This is a genomic window from Arcicella sp. LKC2W (assembly GCF_034931005.1).
GTDB lineage: Bacteria > Bacteroidota > Bacteroidia > Cytophagales > Spirosomataceae > Arcicella.
In genome coordinates this window covers 211,486-233,967 of sequence record NZ_JAYGIN010000004.1, presented here as the reverse complement: position 1 = coordinate 233,967, position 22,482 = coordinate 211,486, and the positions used below count along the sequence as shown (strand labels likewise).

Below are 22,482 nucleotides of genomic sequence, written 5' to 3'. Positions count from 1 at the left end.
TCACTAACCGAAACTGATAACTGATAACTGACAACTGATAACTGATAACTGATATTATGAACGCAATTATAGCATTATCACTTTTTGGAATAAGTAGTTTGTTTTTAGGGTTTTTAAACAACCGTAAAATCTTATTACCTGCGACCTTAATTTTTATCCTCATTGCTTTGGGGTTAAATTTTGCAGACTGGAATCATGAGTATTTTTGGTTTAACGGTATGCTAAAAACCGATAATTTATCCATCAATTTTAGTACCGTAATCTTAGTAGCAGCACTGCTTGTAGTTGCAATCTCAAGACATTTTGGTGATGATGAAGAACATTCACATCCTGCTGAATACTATGCCATCATGCTTTTCTCGGTCGTTGGAGCAATTATGATGGTAACTTACGAAAACTTAATAATGCTTTTTGTAGGTTTAGAGATTCTTTCGGTGTCCATGTATGTACTTACAGGGTCAGATAAGAGAAATTTACGTTCAAATGAAGCGGCATTAAAGTATTTCTTGATGGGTTCATTTGCAACGGGTATTTTACTCTTCGGAGTAGCACTGGTTTATGGAGCAACAGGTTCATTCCAAATTCATGGAATTGGTGCAGCAGTAAACGAAGCAAAAGCACAAATGGGCGGACAATATGGCCCAATCTTGATGGCTGGTACTATTTTGATAATGGTAGGTTTGTTATTTAAAATTTCAGCAGCACCATTTCACTTCTGGACGCCAGACGTTTATGACGGAGCCCCGACAATTTTTACAGCCTTCATGTCAACAGTTGTAAAAACAGCAGGTGTTGCCGCAACATACCGTTTATTATCTACTTCATTTCCAGCAATGTACGGTCTTTGGGGAAATCCATTAGTATATATTACAGGTTTAACTTTAATCATCGGTAATATCACGGCAGTCTATCAACAAAGTTTCAAGCGTATGTTGGCTTACTCAAGCATATCGCACGCAGGATATTTATTGATTACCGTATTAGCAAAACGACCTGAAACAAACTCATCAATTTTATTTTACTCATTGGCATATTCGATTGCAACAATTTCAGCTTTTGCCGTATTAATTGTGGTTTCAGAAGCGAAAGCAAAAGCAGGAAAAGCAGATGAAAGTTTTGATGCTTTAAATGGCTTAGCTAAAAACAATCCATTCTTAGCATTTGTATTAACAGTTTCGATGTTGTCGTTAGCAGGAATTCCTTTAACCGCAGGATTTTTCGGTAAATTCTTTATCTTTACAGATGCTTTTGCCAATCCATCAATATTATTTAAAGGGTTATTGGTAATCGCAATTTTAATGTCAGCAGTTGGTATTTACTATTATTTTAAACCAATCATTGCCGCTTACATGAGAAATGGAGATACTGAAAAAATCGAAATTTCGCCCATTTATAAATATACTCTAATCTTAACAACAGCCTTGACTATCATTTTGGGAATTGCTCCAGACTTAGTCAAAAAACTATTCTAACACATTGCCGAAATCAAACTTAATCAATAAAAAAGACCTCATTGCCTATTTTTTAGTAGCAGGAACGGGAGCAGCAGTTCAACTGATAGCTGGAAGTTTTCTTCGGAATAGTTTCCATTTTTCATACAGTTCTGCCGTTTCGTTGGCTTATCTTATCTCGTTCATTGTTGGTTTTGTTTTGACTAAAATGTTCGCTTTTGATGCCCGTAATACCAATCAGACTCGCAGGGAGATGCTCAAGTTCATGATGGTCGCAGTAGGTTCTTGGGGAATAACGGTCTTTTTCTCTGTTACTTCACTCAAGTTTGTAGAATCAACTTTAGGTAAAAACACGATAATACTACCATTTTCAGAAAAACCCATGAATCTTAATGAATTGGGTTGTCAGATTGTCGGAATGGGCGTAAGTTTTGTATTTAATTATATTTTACATAAAACTTTCACTTTTAGAAGCACAGGTTTTTATGATAGACTAAAGAAACTTGTTTCTTAATTAGAAAACATCAAAAAGCTTCCGTTTAATACGGAAGCTTTTTTTATAAAAAAAACCAAAAATATTACTTATTCAAGATTTAACAGGTCTAAAACTTAATAAAGTAGCCTTAAAAAAGTGAAAATGTCGTTAAGTTTAACATAGTTTTAAGGATAAATTTGTACTTTTCTCAGAAAAAGCAATCAAAAAGAAAGAACTTTTAAGAATTATTAAAATTTCATTAAGATTTCTTGCACAGAATAAAACTTGTACATAAATTTGTATCAAATCAAACCCAAATTCACCACAGAAATGAAAAAATTCTTTGCATTCGCATTAGTAGCTTCAATGATGTCATTAGCTGCTTGTTCTGAGAAAAAAGCTGAAACTACTGCAACTGATTCAGTAACTGTTGATACTACTGTAGCTGTTGATACTGTTGCTGTTGTTGATACTGCTGTTGCTGTTGATACTGCTGCTGCTAAGTAATTAGAGCCAATAGTTTCTTTCGAAAGAGAACATATAAAAGTCTTGACATAGTCAGGACTTTTATGTTTTCAAATTAAACATTCTCCTTCCTTAGAAAAACAATATTATAGTATTTAATAAAAATAACTTAACAATAAAATGAAAAAATTCTTTGCATTCGCATTAGTAGCTTCAATGATGTCATTAGCTGCTTGTTCTGAGAAAAAAGCTGAAACTACTGCAACTGATTCAGTAACTGTTGATACTACTGTAGTTGTTGATACTGCTGCTGTTGTTGATACTGCTGCTGCTATGTCTGCTGATACTGCTGCTGCTAAGTAATTAGAGCCAATAGTTTCTTTCGAAAGAAAACAAAAAAAAGAGTCTTGACTATGTCAAGGCTCTTTTTTTATGAATAACATAAAAGCACTTTTGATTATATTTGTTACCATCCAAAATTCATATAAATGCAAGATAAGAAAACTCGAAATTATTGGTGGCTAAATGCTAATCCACGAATCTGGACAATTAATTCATTTAAGGTTGACCAAATTCTGCATTATACATCTTACAATGAGTTTGGGAATAAAAGACGCATCTATAAAAACTTTGAAATGGTGCAGAAAGGAGATTTAGTTATTGGCTACGAATCAACCCCTATCAAACAAATAAAAGCCATTTTTGAAATTATCAAACCATTACATCGTGACACAAAATTAGATGAAGTTATTTCTTTGAAACTAATTGATAAAGTTCCAGAACCTATCGACTGGGACGATTTGAAAGCTATCCATTTTTTTAAAGATTCTGATATTCTAAAAAATAATCAAGGAAGTTTATTTAAGCTAAATGAAGATGAATTTGAGGCGATTCAAGCAATGATTGATGCCCAAAAAGAATCCTTACAACATGAAGATATTTTGATTCCTTATGAAAAAAAAGAGGCATTAAATGACCTTTTCATTGATGACGATAAGTTTGATGACATCATTGATACCCTCAGATATAAAAAAAATATTATTTTGCAGGGACCTCCCGGTGTCGGAAAAACCTTTATAGCCAAACGCTTAGCTTACACATTAATCGGCACCCAAGACGACGGTAGAATCAAAATGGTACAATTTCATCAATCGTATTCTTATGAAGATTTTATTCAAGGTTTGCGACCTGACGACCATGGTGGTTTTAAGCTCAAAAATGGCGTTTTTTATGATTTTTGTCGGCAAGCACAACGTAATTCAGGAATTGACCATTTTTTCATCATTGATGAAATCAATCGAGGAAATTTAAGTAAAATTTTTGGCGAACTACTCCTACTCATTGAATCTGACAAACGTGGACGAGCCAATGAAATGCCTTTAACTTATGGAGATAAAGACTCTGAACCATTTTATGTACCTGATAATCTGCATATCATTGGTACCATGAACACGGCAGACCGTTCTTTAGCGATGATAGACTACGCTTTACGTCGAAGATTCGCCTTCATTGCTCTTGAACCTCTATTTAATCAAAAATTTATTGATTTCTTGATGAAACAAGGGGTTCCAAAGAAATTTTCTGAAGAGATTACATCACGGATAATGGCTTTGAATACTAAGATTTTGAATGACAGAAATCTTGGGAAAGGTTTTCAAATTGGGCATAGTTATTTCTCAAATTACCACGAAAATGATCATCCACAAAGGTGGTACAGAAGAGTCGTGAATTTAGAAATTGCTCCACTTTTGGAAGAATATTGGTTTGATAATGAAGAAAAAGCCAAAGTTGAAATCAGTAAATTAATTGAACAGTTCTGACCGTAATTTAGTCTGCATGAATTGACTTTGGCTGGTACAAACTGAAGTCTGTATTACTAATATACCCAATAATTGATTCCAATTCAAAACATATATTATTTACTCTGCTACGCTTGGAATAGGCTGGAGGAAAGAGATTTGATTGAAGTTTCAACCGACGAGTCACCTGATTTGGTTAATCTTTTAGCACGAGTATTATTAAATGGTTCGAAGACTTTATTGAAAAGAGGTTTAGAACAACAATATTTATCCCAAACAGAAACTTATCAAGGTATCAAAGGTAAGTTGGATATTAGTCAGTCTTTCAAAAAAAACTTGTTTGTAAAAGGACTTGCCGTTTGTGAATACGATGAACTTTCGAGTAATATTTTAGCAAATCAAATTGTTAAAACAACCCTGATTAATCTTCACAGAACGGAAGCGTTAAACACCAAGTTGAGACACGAAATTAAAGCTGTTTTGTGGCGAATGAATGATATAAATGAAATCAATATTTCGGCAGGGGTTTTCAGACAAATTGATACTCCCAAAAACAATATTCTGTATTCTTTTCTATTGAATATCAGCGAATTAATCTATCTAAATTTAATACCTAATCAAATAGAAGGGCGATTTATTTTCAGAGATTTTGTACAAGATGAAAGACAAATGGCGAAAGTTTTTGAGGATTTTATTCGTAATTTTTATAAAATTGAAGCCCCAAAAGCAAAGGTTTATCGAGAAGATTTACGCTGGAAAATGACAGGAGAAAATACTCATTTTTTACCCAAAATGCAGACCGATATTTCGATAAAAATTGATGGTAAAAAACTAATTATTGATACCAAATATTATACTGAAACCTTTCAGAAATACTATAATTCAGAAAAAATTCACTCACCGCATTTGTACCAACTTTTTGCCTACCTGAAAAATCAAGAAGATACACAAGCTGAAGGTATTTTGATTTATCCAACCATTGAAAAGTCTTTAAGTTTGTCGTATATGCACGAAGGACACACGATTAGGGTTGAAACGCTAAATCTAAATCAAGATTGGCAAGGAATTAAATCAGATTTATTAGCAATCATTGAGGCTTAAATGTCAATAGTAAAAACCTTGTTCTTTGAATTAAATAAATACGATTTCTTCTGGTTTTGGAAGAACAGATTTACGATATTAGTTTGGTCATCAAACATATCAAACAATGTAATATTTTGAATCTTACAACCATTAACAGACTCATTTACAGGCATTTCCAAATAAATCCAAGTAGCTTCTCCTTCGTTTTCTTTACCCACATATTGAAAGGTAATCTTTTGATTTTTGGGATTGATTACCGCAAAATATTTTCGCACATAAGCCTCTACATAAGCATCATTTTTATCGGTATTTTCTACTACGAATTTTCTATTTTGGTTATTAGCAGAAAGTGCTTTTTGCAAGTCGTCAGTGAATAGTCTAAGGCTAATTTCAAAGGATTTTGACTTAACATTATAACGCATTTCAGTAAGACTGGTATGGAAGTCGTGCGTAGAAGGGAGAAAAGACGTATTGAGAATAAATACCATTCCTAAAACCAAAAACCTGCAAGTGTTTTTGAGACTTGCAGGTTTTGATGACTTAGTGACTTCCCGAAAGTTTAAAACTTTCGGGAAGTTGAAACTTCTCTTATTATTTCTTTGCAAAAAAATCATTCAATTCCGATGTGGAAACATCGAGTTACAATTACTTGAAAATCTTAAAAATATCGTTTCCGAAAGCAAAAACCATCAATCCTAAAAGAATCACAGTTCCGACTTGTTGAGCAATTTCTTGCACTCTGATTGAAGGAGTTTTTCCCGTAATCATTTCCCAAATCAAGAAAATAGCGTGTCCACCATCTAAAGCAGGAATTGGCAAAGCATTCATAAATGCTAATGACATAGATAATAGCCCAGTCAAAAACCAGAAATTAGCCCAATCCCATTTTCCACCGAAAATTTTGGCAATTCCAACGGGACCACTCACGGCATTTGAAGCAGAAACTTCACCTTTAAAAATCTTTTTGAATCCTTTCAAATTCGTTCCTACAACGGCAAATGCTTCTACAAAACCAGCGTTGAATGCTTGCCCAATAGTATAATCTTCGTGGGTAGATTTCAATAAAGAGTTTGGTCTGATACCAATTTTACCTTCGCTCGAAACACTAATTTTCAAGGTATCTAAAGCTCCCTTTCTATCAATAATTGCAGTTACAATTTTTCCTTTATTTTCCATCAAAATTGGAGCTAATTCTTGGTAGAATTTCACAGGTTTCCCTGCAACACCCACAAATTTATCTCCCACTTTTAGACCTGCTTTGAAAGCACCGCCACCGCCTTCGTTTTCTGCAACTTCTTTAATGTCAAAAGGTAAACCTTCTTGAATAAATTCACCTTTTTTACCATTAGCTAATTGGTCTAAAAAACCTTTTGGAAGCGTAATATCTTTGGTTTCACCGTTACGTTCAATTGTGTATTTGGCATCATCCTCCATGATTAACTTAGGAACTTCATCAAAGCGAACAGGCACTTTCCCGTTCACAGCTAAGATTTTATCTCCCGTTTTGAAGCCAACTTCTTCTGCAATTTTACCTGCATAAATACCTTGCTTATTTACTTCCGAAAGCGTTACGTAGTTATCGCCAGAGTTGTATCTGATACCCCAAAAAATGAGAACGCCCAAAATAAGGTTGACGATAATTCCACCTAACATTACGATTAAACGCTGCCAAGCTGGTTTTCCTCTAAATTCCCAAGGTTCTGGAACGGTTGATAATTTGGACGCATCTTGCGTTTCGTCAATCATTCCTGCAATAGAAACATAACCACCCAAAGGAAACCAACCGATGCCGTACTCTGTGTCACCGACTTTCTTTTTGAACAAAGCGAAATTTAAAACCGTTGGAACAGGGAATAAAAAGTCGAAGAAAAGATAAAATTTATCTACTCGCATTTTGAACCACTTTGCCGTGATATAATGCCCAAATTCGTGCAAACTAACTAAAATTGACAGTGCTAAAATCAACTGTCCCGCCATTACTAAACCTTCCATTATTTTCAGTTATCAGTTACCAGTAAACAGTTCTCATTGTTGAATCGGGTAACGTGTATTATTATTTTTTGATATTAATTATAAGTAATTTTCACAATAATTCCTTCGCAAACCGTCTTGTCTCCTCATCCGTCTGCACATAATCATCAATGCTTGGTTTTTGAATAAACGATACTTTGCTCATACAAGTTTCAATGAAATCTGACATGGCTAAGAAACCAATTTTATCTTGTAAAAATGCTTCTACGGCTACTTCGTTGGCGGCATTCATAATACAAGGTAAATTTCCGCCTTTTTCCATTGCGTCAAAAGCTAATTGCAAGTTACGAAATGTTTTTTTATCGGGCTGTTCAAATGTGAGAGACGGATATTTTGTGAAGTCAAAACGTGGGAAATCCGATTTTAGTCTATTCGGGAAACCTAAGGCAAACTGAATCGGTAATTTCATATCGGGTAAACCCATTTGAGCTTTCATCGAACCGTCTTCAAACTGAACTAAGGAATGAATAATTGACTGCGGATGCACAACTACCTCAATTTGAGAAGCTTGCAAACCAAAAAGCCATTTCGCTTCAATTACTTCCAAACCTTTATTCATCAAACTGGCAGAATCAATAGTAATTTTTGCTCCCATTACCCAGTTTGGATGTTTCAATGCCTGAGCTTTTGTGACGGTTTCTAACTCTGTACGCTGTTTTCCACGAAAAGGTCCACCCGAAGCCGTCAAAATTATTTTTTCAATTGGATTATGAAACTCTCCGACTAAACACTGAAAAATAGCTGAATGTTCAGAATCGACAGGATAGATATTTACGCCTTTTTCTTCGGCAAGTTTGGTAATAATTTCACCTGCGACTACTAAAGTTTCTTTGTTGGCAAGGGCAATATGTTTACCTGCTTCAATGGCTTTGATAGTCGGTAAAAGTCCCGCATAACCAACCATTGAGGTCAAAACTATATCAACGGTATCCATTTGTACGACATCCTCAACGGCTTTCATACCTGCGTAAACCTTCACGTCGGTATGTGAAAGAGCCGTAAAAACTTTGTCGTAAAGGGTTTCGTTGGTAATAACTACGCAATTGGGATTGAACTTAATACTTTGTTCAATCAATAAATCAGCGTTGTTTTGAGCCGTTAAAATTTCTACTTCAAAACTATCTGGATTCGCTTCGATTACTTCTAATGCCTGAGTACCTATCGAACCCGTTGAGCCAAGAATGGCTATTCTTCTTTTTTGCATATAATTTACGTTCACGCCAAATCTAAGGCTTTTAAACGTCTCAATAATTCTTTATCTGAAATGTCTTCTTGTTCTGATTTATCATAAATTGAGATGAGGTAAATCTCATCATCTTTTATATGAAAATGTGTAATCACTCTTGCACCACCTCTTTTCCCCTTTCCTTTTGATTCAATAGCGAGACGGATTTTGTAGCAACCTAACGGTAAAGCATCTCCTTGAATTGGGTCTATTTTGAGTGATTCAAAAAGTAAGACTATTTCAGAAGCAAGTGAGCGATACTTTTTAGCCAAAGGTTTAGCTTCACGACTAAAATAATTTGTAACAATTAATTCTGTCATAAATATCCCTCCCTCTTTAATTCGTTCAAAAATTCATCGCCTGATTGTAATTTTATTTTTCCTTGTTTATGTAGGTTTACTTCATTTACAGCTTCTGAAATTCCATCAAGAATCCGCTTTTGTTCAGCCGATAAAGAAGGTTCTTCTACCTTAATATTCTTTTCAACCTTTACGAAATCAAAGGCTTTTACCACTTTTAGAAAAAAAGAGGCGTGATTATCAGGTATTGAAATTGTTAATTGTCTCATGATTGTGCTTTTTTATCAAATAATATCTGCAAATTTCGTTCATAAATTCCGCCTGCATCTACTCGGGTAATGTTTTCGAGAGAAACCATTAAATGACTTCTATCTAAGGTTGATTTAGTTCCGAAAGCATTAATCACTAAAGTTTCTTCGTCAATATCTTCTAATTGCCCAATAATATAAACGCTACTATCAATATCTTGAATTCTGACAGTTAGGTGATTAAAATTATCAAAAGCAGACTTTATAATGGTTTCAATCGATTCTAAATTGATATTTTTTACTTCCGATTCGTATTCTTTCTTAAAAATTAATTTGAAAGTATTTTCAATATCATTTCCTCCCCAATTGATTCGGGTAATATTATCTCTTCTCAGAATAGAAATTCCATCGAATAAACTTTCTTCATTAAATTTTTTAAGGACTAAAAACTCTTCGTTGAAGTCAATAATAAAGCCATAATCGGCTTCACTATAACTGTCTGTATAAATATAAACGAAGGTTGTGTCATCTCTTAATTTACTCAAATATTTTATTTCTACACTCATTTCTTAGTTTTCTACTGATTGTTAATCTTAAACTTTATCAAGATTTACACAAAAATAAGGTTTAAAAGTATTAACTCAATTGTTTAATAAAGGTTAAAAACAAAAACGCTATAAAAGTTCTATATTTCAGACTTTTATAGCGTTCTATGATAGTAATTTCAATAAATTTATTTCAGTCTTACCAACTTAAACTCACTGTAATCTCCTTCACGACCTATCTTATTTTTACCAATAATCAATGTATCATTCGTTAATTTAACAATACTATTACTGGAATTTCCATAAATGATTAATGATTCTTTATCAGGCTCAACCTGTATTTTAAAATCCTCGTCCACCTTGCTATATTTTGCTTTACGTGTTATTAAACCTCTGTAACAAAGGTCACAAGGGTAGTCTTTTTCGATAACCGAATCAGTCGAAAACTGATAGGTGATGTCACCACTTGATTGTCTTTTAAAACTTTTCCATGTAAAAGATGAAATGGGCATGGTCAGGTTCAGATTCTCCCTTGATTCCACCAAATGCCAAGTTGAACCTATCAAAGATGGTGGAGAAATAGTAGTTTCTTTCTTACAAGAAAATAGAGCTATCGTAATTAAAAGTAGAGATGAGTATTTCATATTTTTTACGGAAAGACACCAATCCCAACAATTTAGTTGGAAAACTATTGCTATTTCTTACACTCATTATCCACCATTCGCCAGATATTCAAGGGATTAGCTTCTTTTAATTCATCGGGTAAAAGACTATCTGGAAAACTTTGATAACTGGCTGGACGCACAAAACGTTTGATAGCATCAGGACCAACGGAGGTAAAACGCCCATCGGTAGAAGCAGGAAATGGCCCTCCGTGTTGCATGGCAAAACAAACTTCTACACCCGTTGGCACATTATTAAAATTCAATCTTCCTGATACATTTCTTAGAATATCAACAATTGCTTCATTGGCTTGCAATTCCGATTCTGTCGCCATTAAAGTTGCCGTAAGTTGTCCTTCTAAATGTCCTAAAACCTCCCTTAATTGAGCTAAATCTTCACATTTTACCACCAACGAAAAAGGTCCAAAAACCTCTTGGTGTAAGGTCGGATTTTTCAGAAACACATCGGCACTTACAGAGGCAATTGTTGGCATACCTTGAATTTGAGCCGTTTTTTCAACTTTAGAAACTGATTCAGTTATTACCTTATCTTGTGCCAAAGCAAGAGTTTTCTTTCCTTCAAAGTTCTGGTAAATACCTTCATTTAGCATGGTGGCAGGAGCTATTTTTTCAATTTCATCGGATAAAATATCCATAAATTTCTCAAGATTTTCGTTTTCAATACCAATAATCAATCCTGGATTTGTACAAAACTGCCCAACGCCCAAGGTGATTGAACTGGCATAAGACATTGCTATATTTTCAGCATCTTGAGCCATTTTTTCGGGCATCAAAACAACGGGATTTACACTTCCCATTTCTGAAAAAACAGGAATTGGCTCTTTCCGTTGATTTGCCATATCAAACAAGGCTTTTCCTCCTGCAAACGAACCCGTAAAACCAACGGCTTTGGTTTCTGGGTGCATTACTAAGGCTTTTCCAATTTCAAAACCATCGCCACTATCCAAATGAGCAAACACCCCTTTTGGCATATTGGTACGCTCTGCTGCTTTCAAAATTGCACCTGCCACCATTGCTGATGTACGTGCGTGGGCAGGGTGTCCTTTTACCACAACTGGGCAACCAGCCGCCAAAGCAGAAGCGGTATCTCCTCCCGCCGTTGAATAAGCAAATGGAAAATTACTCGCCCCAAAAACAGCCACTGTGCCAATTGGGACTAACATTTTACGTAAATCTACTTTCGGAATTGGCTGACGTTGATGGTTTGCCGAATCAATCCGAGCTTCAACCCAAGAGCCTTCTTCCAATAAATCAGCAAAAGTTTTGAGTTGAAAAATGGTACGTCCACGCTCCCCAAGCAAGCGTCCTTCGGGCAGATTTGTTTCTTGCATGGCAGTTTGGATTAATTCCATACCTAAACCTTCTATTTCTTCAGCAATGGCTCTTAAAAAGTTTGCTTTTCCTTTTCCCGAAATTTTACGATATTTTTTGAACGCTTCGGCAGCTTGTTGCATTATGTCATTGACTTGTTGCATGATTGGTTTTGAGTAAATTTTAGTACAAAAATACACTTGTTTTGGTCAGGCTTTTACAGAATTTCAGAAACCCATTTTCAAAAAAAGAATAAAATACCAAGAATCAATGTTTTTCGTTATGTATGGTATAAATATTGCAAATATTTTGTCTGGAAATACTGTAATACAATCTATTAACCGTATTTTTATTAAATTGCAAGAAATTATGATTTATTAATAGATTCGTAATTTTTTGAAAACCTTTTTTCTAAGCGTATCTACTAAATAGCTTTATAAACACAAAAATATTTAATACTGAAGGGAGTAAATTTTGAAGACTTTTGATATTTAATGTGTTTCCATATTTGCTGGTAATTTTTCGATGATATTTAATTATAAAAATATATCCACTCTCCTGATTATCTCTCTGGTATTCAGCCAATTGTCCTTTTCTCAAAAGAAAGATTCCAAGAAAAAAGGAGAATATACATCTTCGCAACTTCAAGAAGCAGAGGCGTATTTTACCGAAGGTATGAAATTTTATATGATGGAAGATTATGAAAGAGCCATTCCATCTTATCAAAAAGCCCTCGAAATCACGCCCGACAATAGCGGTGTTTTTTACGCATTATCGAATAATTATCAAAAATTAAAAGAAGAAGACAAGGCCATTCTTTTTGCTGAAAAAGCGGTTCAACAAGATCCTGAAAATGCTAATTATGGTGAACTTTTAGCAGATTTGTACGTCCGCAAACACAAATACGATGAAGCGGCAAAAGTTTATCAGAATTTGATTGCCCAAAATCCTTCCAAAGCAGAATATCATGTTGAACAAGCAGCAGTGTATATTTTTGATAATCAGTACGATGAAGCGTTGAAATCTTACGACCGTGCAGAACGTATTATGGGCGTAAATGAAGAAGTAACTCGTCAGAAGCAAATGGTTTTGATGAAAATTGGCAAAGTTGATGATGCCGTGAAAGAAGGCGAAAAATTAGTTTCATCTGACCCAGAAGAAATTGAATTTAGCATCGACCAAGCGGAGTTGTTAATGTCGAATAAGCAAAGCGAAAAAGCTATTCCATACCTTGAAAAAATCTTAAAACTTAATCCTGATAATGCCCAAGCCCACGTAATGTTGGCACAATTGTATCAAGAAAAAGGTGATATGGAAAAGTGTAATCGTGAATTGGAATTAGCTTTCGCTGATAACAATTTGGATGCCACCACCAAAGCCAGAATTTTGATGGGTTATATGAGCATGGTGAAAGATGAAAAATCAAGAGAAACTGCTTTTAATTTGGTAAAATCATTGGTAAAACAAAACCCCAATGACCCCAAATCTCATGCTATTTATGGTGATTTGTTACTTCAAAAAGGAGACGAAAAAGGTGCAAGAGACGAATACGTAAGAGCTGCCCGTTTGGATAAATCGGTTCACGATGTTTGGGGAAATATCATCAATATGGACTTTAGATTGCGACAAGTAGATAGTGCCATTGTTCACAGTGAAGAAGCTATTGAGGTTTTTCCAAATCAATCCGCATTTTGGTATTTGAACGGCTCGGCATATTATCAAAAACGGAATCATGCCAAAGCGGTTGAGTCGTTGGAAGAAGCCCGCAGACTTGCTCCCGAAGGTTCAGATTTAACCCAACATATTTATGCTTTATTGGGTGATACATATAATAGTTTGAACAAACACGAAAAGTCGGATGATGCCTATGAAGCAGCTTTGAAAGAAGACCCAAATAACGACCATGTTCTTAATAATTACAGTTATTTTTTATCTTTAAGAAAAGAGAAATTAGAACGTGCCGCTCAAATGGCTGAGAGATTAGTAGAAAAACATCCAGACAATGGTACTTACTTAGATACTTACGCATGGGTATTGTACGTGATGAAAGACTACAAAAAAGCAAAAGTATTTTTGGAAAGAGCCGTTGAACAAAACAAAAGTAATAGTGGAACAATTGTAGAACATTATGGCGATGTACTTTTTCAATTGGGTGAAAAAGATAAAGCTATTGAACAATGGAGAAAAGCAAAAACAGTTGGAACAACCAGTACATTAATAAACCAGAAAATAGCTGAAATGAAGCTCATTGAATAAAAGTAGCAAAGGTTTTCAACCTCTTTATCTGTATTCTGAGCAGGTCGGAAACCTGTGCTACTTCATAAATAACCCTAAAAATGAACAAATCCATTTTATTCTTTCTTGCATCAATACTATTATTTACTTCTTGTAAACGTCAACAGATTAATCAGACCACTGCTCTACCAGAAGTTAAAGATTCCCTTCAAGTAGTCAGTACACCTCCAATAATCAAAGATTCCTTACAAGTTGTGACAACGCCTAACAATCCAGTAAAAGTTGGAGAAATGGAGGAAGAAAAAGTAAAAATTGATGAAATTGACTTTAAGTATTTGAAGGCAAAATCGAAAGTAGCAATTGTAAAAGATGGAAAAACGGAAAACGTTGCTGCCAATATTAGAATAAAAAAAGATAGTATTATTTGGTTGTCTGTTACTTACGGAATTGTTGGAGAAGTAGCTCGTGCATTAATAACGCAAGACTCTGCCTTTGTTTTTGCCTTAAATACCAAAACATTCAAAAAAGAATATCACAAATATAGTTTCGTTGAATTAAGCCGAGAATACAATTTTGAGCTAAATTATAATATCATTCAATCAGCAATTGTAGGAAGTCAGCCTATCAAAAAGAAATATAAAGTTTCAAAAGAAAAGGGGTTTTTCCTTTTAAGACAAAACGAAGGGAAAGTAACAGTTGATAATTATGTTGGAGAATTTGACAGAAAGCTGAAAAAAGTCATGCTTGAAGACCAATTGCCAACTAAGCGAAAAATGACACTTGATTTTGAAGATTTTACCACTTTAAATCAGTATCTTTTCCCTTACACAAGTGTATTGACGCTTGATGTACAATCACCTGATGACCAGAAATTTTACCAGACTTTAATTCAACTAAAACACACAAAAGTTGAATTGTCTGATACTGCGTTAGAATTTCCTTTTAAGTTTCAATAACATTATTGACAAAAATTAAACTTAATAACGTTAAACTCATTAACTCCTTACAACATATCTCATTCACAAAAGCAGCCCCGAAATTAATTTCTGGACTGCTTCTTGTTTTGTTATGTTTGTCAATTTCTGAAGGATTCGGACAGAATAGACGAAAGTCTAATCGCCGTGCGAGATTGGAAGCGGCTAAACGTGATAATCTCCAAAAAATTCAGGAAATCAATAAAATTATTGAAAAAACCGAGCAGAAAAAAGAAGTGAGTGTTGGCAAACTAAATGCCATTGGAGAAAGAATAAACAAACAATCTCGGCAAATTGACATCATTTCTGAAAATCAACAACTCCTTGAAAATGAAGCACAAGAACTCTCTCGTGTAACAACTGAATTATCAGGAAATTTAGAAAAACTGAAAGCGGAATATGCCAAAATGATTTTCGCTTCTGCCAAAACAAGTAATAAATTTAACAAATTGAGCTTCTTGTTTTCATCAGCCAATTTCAATCAATTAGTCAGACGTTACAAATACCTCCAACAATACTCGGAAGCCCGTGAAAAGCAAGCAGTTTTAATTCAAAAAGTACGGACAGAACTCTTAGCAGAACAAGTAAAAGTTTTACAGAAAAAACAAGAACAAGCCTCAGTTTTACGAGAAAAAATCACGGAAACCCAAAGTTTACAAGTTTTGAAAGGAAAACAGTCAGATGTAGTTTCCCAACTGAGTCAGAAAGAAAAAGCTCTCAAAAATCAATTAGCAAGCAATAAACAGGCAGTTGAACGATTAGAAAATATGATTGCCCGAATTGTAGAACGAGAAATTAAACGCTCACAAGAACGTGAACGCAACTCTCGTAGTAGCAATGCTGGCAAGTCTAATAAGTCGGAGTCGTCCAATAAATCTATCGCCATGACTGCCGAAGAAAGTAAACTGGCAACGTCATTTTCTGCCCTGCGTGGACGAATGCCTTGGCCAGTAGGTTCTGGATTTATTTCTGACCATTTCGGTGTGCATCGTCATCCAGTGTTGAAAGGAATTAAAACCAACAATAATGGCGTAGATATTCAAACCAGTGCGGGCAACGATGTAAAAGTAGTTTACGATGGTATTGTGCAATCGGTGGTATCAATTCCAGGGGCAAATATGATTGTGGCAGTTCAGCACGGCGACTATTTTACGGTTTACAGTAAATTATCAAATGTGAATGTTTCGACAGGACAAAAAATTCATTCAGGACAAAAAATTGGTGTAGTGGCTACGGATAATGACGGAACATCAGAAATCAATTTTCAAGTATGGAAAAATTTTGATAAAATAAATCCAGAGAATTGGTTGAGAGGAAGATGATTTTTTTAGAGTATAGATTAAAGATAACAGAGTTTAGAGAACAGATTACAGATATTAGAGTTTAGATAAACAACATCACTCTATCATCTGACCGCTATAATCTTTTATCTAACCGCTATAATCTAAGCTCTATAAACTAACATTGGCATTCTTTTTGACTTAGCCTTTAAAAGATTCATACCAAACGTGGAATATTCCAAGACTTTTCATAATTTTGCAGTCCGATTTTTAATCAGGAACTTTCAATAAGTTAATTGCCTTTTAAACTCATTTTCAATTCCTTACAAAGGCGATTAACCATTAACAATAACAATAAACCAACAAATGGCAAAGAAAGAAGAAAAATCACCGCTTGAATTTTTGGAAACCCCTGAGGGTTTGCAACATGAATTTCAACATGAAATAAACAAAGTTCAAACGACTGTTGAGAAAAATAAAAGTGTAATCTATGGCGTAGTCGGTGCTTTAGTAGTAGGCTTATTTGGCTATTTCGGTTACAAATATTACACTGCTTCACAAGATGAAGAAGGACAAGCTAAATTATTTGGTGCTGTTTATAAATTTGAAGCTGATTCAAATAAAGTAGCTGCCACAGAAATGGCTAAAGTAGCATCAGATTTTGGTGGGAACACTGGCAATTTGGCTAATTTTTATGCAGGTGTTGCCAATTTAAAAGAAGGTAAATATGATACTGCTATTGAGCAATTGAAATCTTTCAGTAGTTCAGATTTATTAGTTCAAGCTCGTGCGTATTCATTAATTGGCGATGCTTATTCTGAAAAGAAATCTTATAGCGATGCTATTGATTTTTACAAAAAAGCATCTGACTATAAGGCTAATAAGTTTTTCACGCCTACATACATGATGAAATTAGCTGCTGCTTACGAAGCTAACAAAGAGCCTAAAGAAGCATTAGCTATTTACAGCGAAATAGTAGAAAAATACGCTGAATCTTCAGAAGCTATCAATGCAAAGAAATTCAAAGCTGTTTTAGAAGGAGCTGAGTAATTATTGATAAATTATCAACATTGAAAAAGGAATGGAACTCACGTTCTGTTCCTTTTTTCTTTTAATTCCAGATTAGTCAATTTCTCCAAATTTATTAATCTAAATTCAACTTTTAAATCTGTAATAATCATGTCTTCAGCACATAAAAATTTAAGTATTTTTTCAACCAATAATCTTCCTGATATTAGCGATAAACGTTTTGCTTTGGTAGTAGCAGAATGGAACGAAGAAGTAACGGAAGCTCTTGCTCAAGGAGCAGCAAAAACGCTTTTGGAATATGGGGCAAAACCAGAAAATATCATCAGAGCTAATGTTCCTGGAAGTTATGAATTAACTTTTGCAGCTCAGAAAATGGCTCAGAAAAATGATATTGATGCCGTTATTTGTATCGGCTGTGTCATTCAAGGTGAGACAAAACACAACGATTATATCAATCACGCTGTGGCTCAAGGTTTAACCAATGTGAGTTTAAAATACGATAAACCTGTGATTTTTGGAGTATTAACACCCAATACTGAACAACAAGCACTTGACCGTGCGGGAGGAATTCATGGTAATAAAGGAGATGAAGCGGCAATTACAGCAGTGAAAATGTTAGCGTTCTAAATTAGATATTGGTTATTGGTTATTGGAGAATTAGTTAATTGGTGAAGTATTGTATAAAATTCCCCAATATCTAATAACCAATCTACCAATAACCAGTAACCAATCTACCTTCCAATAGCTACTCGTCTCAAAATGGTATCAATCACTTGCATAGTGGTAATTCCATCGGCTTCGGCTTCGTAATTGAGCATAATTCTATGATTGAGAACATCTGGAGCAATTTCTTTGATGTCTTCTGGCAAAACATAATCTCGACCATCCAAATACGCCAATACTTTAGAAGCTAAGTTCATATTGATACTTGCACGTGGTGATGCTCCAAACTGCACATAACGTCCTTCTTCACGCATTCCATAATCGGCAGGCTTACGAGTCGCAAAAATTAATTCAATAATATATTTTTCTAAGGTTTCTGAAATCGTAATGTTATTAATTTCTTTACGAATCTCAAAAATATCTTCTTTACTCAAAATGGCTTTTGGTTGGTAACTAAATTCCATATTTGACATCTTCCGCATCACTTCCAATTCTTGCTCTTTATTCAAATAATCAACAAAAACTTTGAGCATAAATCTATCAACTTGAGCTTCGGGCAATGGAAAAGTACCTTCTTGTTCAACAGGGTTTTGGGTAGCTAACACCAAAAATGGCTTGTCAAGCGGATAAGTTTCATCGCCAATCGTTACCTGCTTTTCCTGCATAGCTTCCAATAATGCTGATTGCACTTTGGCAGGAGCTCGGTTTATTTCATCGGCAAGAATTATATTGGCAAAAATTGGTCCTTTCTTTACCTCAAAATCATCGGATTTACGACTGTAAATCATCGTTCCGATAAGGTCGGCAGGAAGTAAATCGGGCGTGAATTGAATACGATGAAAATGTAGGTCAAGGATTTTCGACAAAGTATTGATTGCTAAAGTCTTAGCCAACCCTGGTACTCCTTCAAGTAGCACGTGTCCACCCGTAAAAAGTCCAATTAAAAGTCGGTTTGTTAGTTTTTCGTGACCAACAACTACCTTCCCCATTTCATCAAAAACTAATTTTATTTTCTCTCGTGAAGTCATCTTATGGATTTCGGATTGTTATTTTCAGAAAGAGTAGTAAACGTAGGCTTTCTCCTTCTAATTTATCCCTATTTAAGATAACAATTTTACGCAAAAAAAACGGGAAGAACAACCTCCATTTTCCGAAATAACAAGATTATGAAGCAATGGAAGACCGATTTTTAATACCATTTAGGTATTCATTTTTACGTCTGCGAGAAATTTCAGCTTCATGACCTTCGACTAAAATTAACTGAGAAGTATCAATATTATGCTTCAATATACATTTTTGATTGACCAAAAATCCACGATGAATTCGGATAAAACCTTTATCATTCAACAATCCCTCATAATATTTTAGGGTTCGAGCAGAAAGGCTTTGTTTTCCATTTTGAAGATAAAAACAGGTATAATTGGCAAAGCCTCTGAGCATAATTATTTGGCTAATGTCAAGCGTTTTTTTCTTCTTTTGGTCAATAATCAGTAGGTTTTCGTTTTTACTTTTAAAAACTTGCATATTTTCGTTGATGAGTTGTATCCTTACAGATTTGTTTGTACAAATTTCAGATAAAACTATCGAATGCAGTTTTTATTTCCTTTAAGAAAGTGTTAAGTTTTGACTTCTCATTTATCTTGCCAGCATCACCGTTCCCGTTTTTGTAAGTATCTCAAAAGGTTGATTACTATTTCTATATTTCATTTGCCAAGTATAAGTGCCTTCAGGTGCATTTTGACTACGATATATGCCATCCCAACCATCTGTTTGCGACTCTGTCATGAAAACCAATTCTCCCCAACGGTCATAAATTTTTAATTCAAAATCGCTTACATCTTTAGCAACAATTAAGAATGTATCATTATTACCGTCTGCATTAGGAGTAAAAATATTAGGAGCATAAATTTTAGAAACGCACTTCAAAATCATTTGAATGCTCTTTTCTACCGAACAGTTATCGGCATTTGTTACTTTCACATTGTACGTTCCTGCTTGAGAAATATTGATATTATTGGAAGTTTCATTATTTGGCAACCACCGACATTGCCACGTTGCATCAGTTCCTACACTTAAAATATAGGGTGTACTTACATCAAAACATTCTTCAATTTGTATTGGTAACGAAACAACAGGTATTTTCCCTTTTTTTACAATCGATTCTGCTTTTACTACACATCCACCAACAGATACAGTTACTTCATATTTCCCGTTTGTGGTTGGAGTAATTTCAGAAGTTGTTTCGCCCGACGACCAAGCATAAGTAGCTCCAATAACAGGGTTTACCGTGCTTACGGTCAATTTCATGGGCGATACACAAAATGTTGTGTCTTTTGGTAAAACAAGAACAGGCTTTGAGGTAACTATCACATTTACAGAAGTATCTGCCTGTGGCTTTGGACAATCTTTTGACTTGGCTACAATTTTATAAGTCCCTGATTGACTAACAGTTAGTCTTGTATTTGTTTCTCCAACTATATCAACATCATCTTTTTGCCATTGATAATTATACAAAATACCTAAATCTCCATTTAGTTTAATCGAATTACCTTCACAAAATGTTAATGGCCCTGAAACAGCTAAATTTGGCTTTAATTTAGGTTCTGGTGAAAGTCTTATCAACCAAAAATCTCTACTCCCTTTATTCCCATCAACATCGCCATCATTTGAGGTTGCATTGGCAGTAATAAAATAGCTACGGTCTGAATTTTGTTTGGCAAATATTCCATAATCTCCTGCATTGCCTCCCAATACTTTTTGCCATTGAATATTCTGTTTACAATTCAATTTCACGACCCAAACACGAGCTTGCGAACCACTCCAAGCCGTTGTTGGCATGGCAATGTCGCCATTGATTGAATTGGTACTACTTGTAAAAATATAGCCATCGTCATCGGTTGCATGAATATTCCCCCATGCTTCAGTTGAAACTCCTCCATCAACCCCACTTCCACCGAAAGTTTTTTGCCATGTCAGACTCCCAGATGAAGTCATTTTTAATATCCAAACATCAAAATCTCCTTGATTTTTAGTTACTGAACCGTTATTAGAATTGGTTTTTCCTAAAATGATAAAACCGCCATCGGGAGTAAGTTCTAAACTTGCAGCAAACTCCTGTCGGCTACCACCATAACTTGCCTGAGACAGTACATTTCCGTTAGGTCTAATAATTGAAACAAATATATCTTCCCGCTGATTTGCTCCTGCTGCCGTTCCCGTGTTATTCACCAACACATAGTTTTTATCGGGCAATTGTTTAGCCGCTTTACAAACGTCAGTATAAATACCATTGAAAAGACGATTCCACTGTATTACACCAGTACCATTTATTTTTACGACCCACGCATCAGCATCAAATGGAGACTGCCCCATGAGGTCGCCATTAAAAGATTTTGCACTACCCGTCAATAAATATCCACCTTCTGAACTCACCACAATTTCTCCACTTTTTTCATCTAATGTTCCTCCAAAACACTTTTTCCATTCAATAGAACCTGTTTTTGATAATTTTATGATGAAAATATCTGTTCCTCCATGATTAGTCGTAAAGTCTCCGTCGTTTGATGCGGTATAACCTTCTACAATAAATCCTTCGTCAGCAGTTTCTTTAACAGACGTAATAATATCGTCACGAGAACCGCCAAAATCTTTTTGCCACTCAATAGCTCCTGTGGCATTAATTTTCACAACCCAAGCATCCAAAAGTCCCTTACGAGTGCCTTGCACATCACCATTGGAAGAAGACGTTTGTCCTCCCAAAATATAACCACCATCGGTTGTTTCATAAGTTGAATTGAGGGTTTCGTTGAGCGTTCCGCCTAAGTTTTTTTTCCAAAGAATGGAAGGCGGAGTCGTTTGAGCGTGGGCAGATACACACACCTGCAGGAGTGCATACAGAAAAAGTAGTAGAAATGGCTTTCTACAAAATAATTTCACGAATGAATGGCGGTTCATTGTCTATATTTTGCGAAAATTCAGCCGATTGATTTTACAAAAGCTAAATCCTCAGTTTATCTATCAAATCATTAGGAATCAAGGCTTTACGTTTATTTTTATAATCATAACAAACAATCCGAGAAGTACCTTCAGCGGCAATTCGTTGGAGTTTTTCGCTATAAACTACGTGTTGCATAATAAAGCCGTATTCCGTAATAGAATCGGGCAATATTCGTGCCGTGATTTTGATATTATCGGGAAAGGTTAGTGGAGCTTTATATTTACAATTTGTCTCTGCCAAAATTGGCCCAACGCTTTCTTCTCCCGTAAAATCCATAAAGCCAATTTGGTTGAAATACTCAATACGTGCCGATTCAAAATAGCGTAAATAAACGGTATTATTAACGTGATTGGCGGCATCCATATCGCCCCATTGAACTTGTTGAGTAATAATACAAGGGTAATCTTTTAGTAAATCTGTCATTGGGTTTTAAGAAACAATCTTTCAAAAAATCGGTTAAATATTTTATCGAAGATAATTTGAAAATTATGAAAATGCGTAAAAAATCCGATTTGCCCAGTAAAATCTGCATCACTTGCGGACGACCATTTGCATGGCGAAAAAAGTGGGAAAAAGTTTGGGAAGAAGTAAAATATTGCTCGGATAGATGTAGAAATGAGAAAAAGTAAATCATTGGTTTGAATCATTTTTATCCCAAAACCTTTGATTAAGAACTTCCCGAAAGTTTT

General features: G+C 34.9%; 24 protein-coding genes. 12 read left to right on the top strand and 12 right to left on the bottom strand.

The features are described from left to right. Positions 1-56: 56 nt before the first annotated feature. From VB796_RS04540 to VB796_RS04515, 6 genes are all read left to right on the top strand, one after another. The gene (locus VB796_RS04540) at positions 57-1,472 is read left to right on the top strand and encodes an NADH-quinone oxidoreductase subunit N (protein ID WP_323345326.1); all 1,416 of its coding nucleotides are present in this window, start codon (positions 57-59) and stop codon (positions 1,470-1,472) included. 4 nt (positions 1,473-1,476) lie between these two features. Beyond that, positions 1,477-1,965, top strand: coding sequence for a GtrA family protein (locus VB796_RS04535; RefSeq protein ID WP_323345325.1), 489 nt, complete (start codon positions 1,477-1,479; stop codon positions 1,963-1,965). A gap of 291 nt (positions 1,966-2,256) precedes the next feature. Next, the gene (locus VB796_RS04530; RefSeq protein ID WP_323345324.1) at positions 2,257-2,433 is read left to right on the top strand and encodes a hypothetical protein; all 177 of its coding nucleotides are present in this window, start codon (positions 2,257-2,259) and stop codon (positions 2,431-2,433) included. Positions 2,434-2,571: 138 nt separating this feature from the next. After that, positions 2,572-2,754 (top strand): hypothetical protein, encoded by a 183-nt coding sequence (locus tag VB796_RS04525; protein ID WP_323345323.1) that lies wholly within the window; start codon positions 2,572-2,574, stop codon positions 2,752-2,754. Between the two features lie 125 nt (positions 2,755-2,879). Next, positions 2,880-4,211: an AAA family ATPase gene (locus VB796_RS04520; RefSeq protein WP_323345322.1), complete on the top strand. Its 1,332-nt coding sequence runs from the start codon at positions 2,880-2,882 to the stop codon at positions 4,209-4,211. A 72-nt stretch (positions 4,212-4,283) separates the two neighbouring features. Then, positions 4,284-5,291, top strand: a complete 1,008-nt coding sequence (locus VB796_RS04515) for a 5-methylcytosine restriction system specificity protein McrC (RefSeq protein ID WP_323345321.1) — start codon at positions 4,284-4,286, stop codon at positions 5,289-5,291. Here VB796_RS04515 and VB796_RS04510 read toward each other — a convergent pair. The 8 genes from VB796_RS04510 to VB796_RS04475 all read right to left on the bottom strand — a co-directional run bounded on the left by VB796_RS04510 (position 5,288) and on the right by VB796_RS04475 (position 11,779). Further along, complete coding sequence (locus tag VB796_RS04510) at positions 5,288-5,887, bottom strand: DUF6702 family protein (RefSeq protein WP_323345320.1); 600 nt, start codon at positions 5,885-5,887, stop codon at positions 5,288-5,290. The two genes, VB796_RS04515 and VB796_RS04510, sit on opposite strands and share 4 nt — an antisense overlap. 31 nt (positions 5,888-5,918) lie before the next feature. Then, complete coding sequence (gene rseP / locus VB796_RS04505) at positions 5,919-7,265, bottom strand: RIP metalloprotease RseP (protein ID WP_323345319.1); 1,347 nt, start codon at positions 7,263-7,265, stop codon at positions 5,919-5,921. Between the two features lie 91 nt (positions 7,266-7,356). Further along, positions 7,357-8,508 carry a 1-deoxy-D-xylulose-5-phosphate reductoisomerase gene (locus tag VB796_RS04500; RefSeq protein WP_323345318.1) on the bottom strand — a complete coding sequence of 384 codons (1,152 nt, stop codon included), beginning with the start codon at positions 8,506-8,508 and terminating at the stop codon, positions 7,357-7,359. Between the two features lie 11 nt (positions 8,509-8,519). Then, positions 8,520-8,849: a type II toxin-antitoxin system RelE/ParE family toxin gene (locus VB796_RS04495; protein WP_323345317.1), complete on the bottom strand. Its 330-nt coding sequence runs from the start codon at positions 8,847-8,849 to the stop codon at positions 8,520-8,522. Further along, positions 8,846-9,097, bottom strand: a complete 252-nt coding sequence (locus VB796_RS04490) for a hypothetical protein (RefSeq protein ID WP_323345316.1) — start codon at positions 9,095-9,097, stop codon at positions 8,846-8,848. The genes VB796_RS04495 and VB796_RS04490 overlap by 4 nt, the downstream gene beginning before the upstream one ends. Further along, on the bottom strand, positions 9,094-9,642 hold the full coding sequence (locus tag VB796_RS04485) for a hypothetical protein (RefSeq protein WP_323345315.1): 549 nt from the start codon (positions 9,640-9,642) through the stop codon (positions 9,094-9,096). The genes VB796_RS04490 and VB796_RS04485 overlap by 4 nt, the downstream gene beginning before the upstream one ends. A 167-nt stretch (positions 9,643-9,809) precedes the next feature. Next, complete coding sequence (locus tag VB796_RS04480) at positions 9,810-10,265, bottom strand: hypothetical protein (RefSeq protein ID WP_323345314.1); 456 nt, start codon at positions 10,263-10,265, stop codon at positions 9,810-9,812. A 50-nt stretch (positions 10,266-10,315) separates the two neighbouring features. Continuing rightward, entirely contained in the window at positions 10,316-11,779 is a 1,464-nt protein-coding gene (locus VB796_RS04475; protein ID WP_323345313.1) for an aldehyde dehydrogenase (NADP(+)), read from the bottom strand. 421 nt (positions 11,780-12,200) lie between these two features. On the opposite strand from VB796_RS04475, the gene VB796_RS04470 reads away from it, so the two are divergent. The 5 genes from VB796_RS04470 (at position 12,201) to ribH (ending at position 17,760) form a co-directional block, all read left to right on the top strand. Then, positions 12,201-13,871: a tetratricopeptide repeat protein gene (locus VB796_RS04470; RefSeq protein WP_323345312.1), complete on the top strand. Its 1,671-nt coding sequence runs from the start codon at positions 12,201-12,203 to the stop codon at positions 13,869-13,871. 80 nt (positions 13,872-13,951) lie between these two features. Beyond that, positions 13,952-14,806, top strand: a complete 855-nt coding sequence (locus VB796_RS04465; RefSeq protein ID WP_323345311.1) for a DUF4292 domain-containing protein — start codon at positions 13,952-13,954, stop codon at positions 14,804-14,806. Positions 14,807-14,811: 5 nt separating this feature from the next. Then, a complete protein-coding gene (locus VB796_RS04460; protein WP_323345310.1) occupies positions 14,812-16,146 on the top strand; it encodes a murein hydrolase activator EnvC family protein in 1,335 nt (444 codons plus the stop codon). A gap of 324 nt (positions 16,147-16,470) precedes the next feature. After that, positions 16,471-17,154, top strand: a complete 684-nt coding sequence (locus VB796_RS04455; protein WP_323345309.1) for a tetratricopeptide repeat protein — start codon at positions 16,471-16,473, stop codon at positions 17,152-17,154. A gap of 129 nt (positions 17,155-17,283) precedes the next feature. After that, positions 17,284-17,760, top strand: a complete 477-nt coding sequence (gene ribH, locus VB796_RS04450; RefSeq protein ID WP_323345308.1) for a 6,7-dimethyl-8-ribityllumazine synthase — start codon at positions 17,284-17,286, stop codon at positions 17,758-17,760. A 104-nt stretch (positions 17,761-17,864) separates the two neighbouring features. Here ribH and VB796_RS04445 read toward each other — a convergent pair whose 3' ends face one another. From VB796_RS04445 to VB796_RS04430, 4 genes are all read right to left on the bottom strand, one after another. Next, entirely contained in the window at positions 17,865-18,824 is a 960-nt protein-coding gene (locus VB796_RS04445) for a MoxR family ATPase (RefSeq protein ID WP_323345307.1), read from the bottom strand. A gap of 136 nt (positions 18,825-18,960) precedes the next feature. Further along, positions 18,961-19,320, bottom strand: coding sequence for a LytTR family DNA-binding domain-containing protein (locus VB796_RS04440; RefSeq protein WP_323345306.1), 360 nt, complete (start codon positions 19,318-19,320; stop codon positions 18,961-18,963). Between the two features lie 111 nt (positions 19,321-19,431). Then, the gene (locus tag VB796_RS04435; RefSeq protein WP_323345305.1) at positions 19,432-21,750 is read right to left on the bottom strand and encodes a gliding motility-associated C-terminal domain-containing protein; all 2,319 of its coding nucleotides are present in this window, start codon (positions 21,748-21,750) and stop codon (positions 19,432-19,434) included. Positions 21,751-21,793: 43 nt separating this feature from the next. Further along, the gene (locus VB796_RS04430; RefSeq protein WP_323345304.1) at positions 21,794-22,216 is read right to left on the bottom strand and encodes a thioesterase family protein; all 423 of its coding nucleotides are present in this window, start codon (positions 22,214-22,216) and stop codon (positions 21,794-21,796) included. 65 nt (positions 22,217-22,281) lie between these two features. Between VB796_RS04430 and VB796_RS04425 the strand changes: the two genes are divergently transcribed. After that, on the top strand, positions 22,282-22,422 hold the full coding sequence (locus VB796_RS04425) for a DUF2256 domain-containing protein (protein ID WP_323345303.1): 141 nt from the start codon (positions 22,282-22,284) through the stop codon (positions 22,420-22,422). Positions 22,423-22,482 lie beyond the last annotated feature (60 nt).

What these genes read in the sequence shown, in the direction of transcription:
- VB796_RS04540 (WP_323345326.1), top strand. Translation starts at nt 57, where the DNA reads ATGAACGCAATTATAGCATTATCACTTTTTGGAATAAGTAGTTTGTTT.
- VB796_RS04530 (WP_323345324.1), top strand. Translation starts at nt 2,257, where the DNA reads ATGAAAAAATTCTTTGCATTCGCATTAGTAGCTTCAATGATGTCATTA.
- VB796_RS04525 (WP_323345323.1), top strand. Translation starts at nt 2,572, where the DNA reads ATGAAAAAATTCTTTGCATTCGCATTAGTAGCTTCAATGATGTCATTA.
- VB796_RS04520 (WP_323345322.1), top strand. Translation starts at nt 2,880, where the DNA reads ATGCAAGATAAGAAAACTCGAAATTATTGGTGGCTAAATGCTAATCCA.
- VB796_RS04510 (WP_323345320.1), bottom strand. Translation starts at nt 5,887, where the DNA reads ATGATTTTTTTGCAAAGAAATAATAAGAGAAGTTTCAACTTCCCGAAA.
- rseP (WP_323345319.1), bottom strand. Translation starts at nt 7,265, where the DNA reads ATGGAAGGTTTAGTAATGGCGGGACAGTTGATTTTAGCACTGTCAATT.
- VB796_RS04500 (WP_323345318.1), bottom strand. Translation starts at nt 8,508, where the DNA reads ATGCAAAAAAGAAGAATAGCCATTCTTGGCTCAACGGGTTCGATAGGT.
- VB796_RS04495 (WP_323345317.1), bottom strand. Translation starts at nt 8,849, where the DNA reads ATGACAGAATTAATTGTTACAAATTATTTTAGTCGTGAAGCTAAACCT.
- VB796_RS04490 (WP_323345316.1), bottom strand. Translation starts at nt 9,097, where the DNA reads ATGAGACAATTAACAATTTCAATACCTGATAATCACGCCTCTTTTTTT.
- VB796_RS04485 (WP_323345315.1), bottom strand. Translation starts at nt 9,642, where the DNA reads ATGAGTGTAGAAATAAAATATTTGAGTAAATTAAGAGATGACACAACC.
- VB796_RS04480 (WP_323345314.1), bottom strand. Translation starts at nt 10,265, where the DNA reads ATGAAATACTCATCTCTACTTTTAATTACGATAGCTCTATTTTCTTGT.
- VB796_RS04475 (WP_323345313.1), bottom strand. Translation starts at nt 11,779, where the DNA reads ATGCAACAAGTCAATGACATAATGCAACAAGCTGCCGAAGCGTTCAAA.
- VB796_RS04465 (WP_323345311.1), top strand. Translation starts at nt 13,952, where the DNA reads ATGAACAAATCCATTTTATTCTTTCTTGCATCAATACTATTATTTACT.
- VB796_RS04455 (WP_323345309.1), top strand. Translation starts at nt 16,471, where the DNA reads ATGGCAAAGAAAGAAGAAAAATCACCGCTTGAATTTTTGGAAACCCCT.
- ribH (WP_323345308.1), top strand. Translation starts at nt 17,284, where the DNA reads ATGTCTTCAGCACATAAAAATTTAAGTATTTTTTCAACCAATAATCTT.
- VB796_RS04445 (WP_323345307.1), bottom strand. Translation starts at nt 18,824, where the DNA reads ATGACTTCACGAGAGAAAATAAAATTAGTTTTTGATGAAATGGGGAAG.
- VB796_RS04440 (WP_323345306.1), bottom strand. Translation starts at nt 19,320, where the DNA reads ATGCAAGTTTTTAAAAGTAAAAACGAAAACCTACTGATTATTGACCAA.
- VB796_RS04435 (WP_323345305.1), bottom strand. Translation starts at nt 21,750, where the DNA reads ATGAACCGCCATTCATTCGTGAAATTATTTTGTAGAAAGCCATTTCTA.
- VB796_RS04430 (WP_323345304.1), bottom strand. Translation starts at nt 22,216, where the DNA reads ATGACAGATTTACTAAAAGATTACCCTTGTATTATTACTCAACAAGTT.
- VB796_RS04425 (WP_323345303.1), top strand. Translation starts at nt 22,282, where the DNA reads ATGAAAATGCGTAAAAAATCCGATTTGCCCAGTAAAATCTGCATCACT.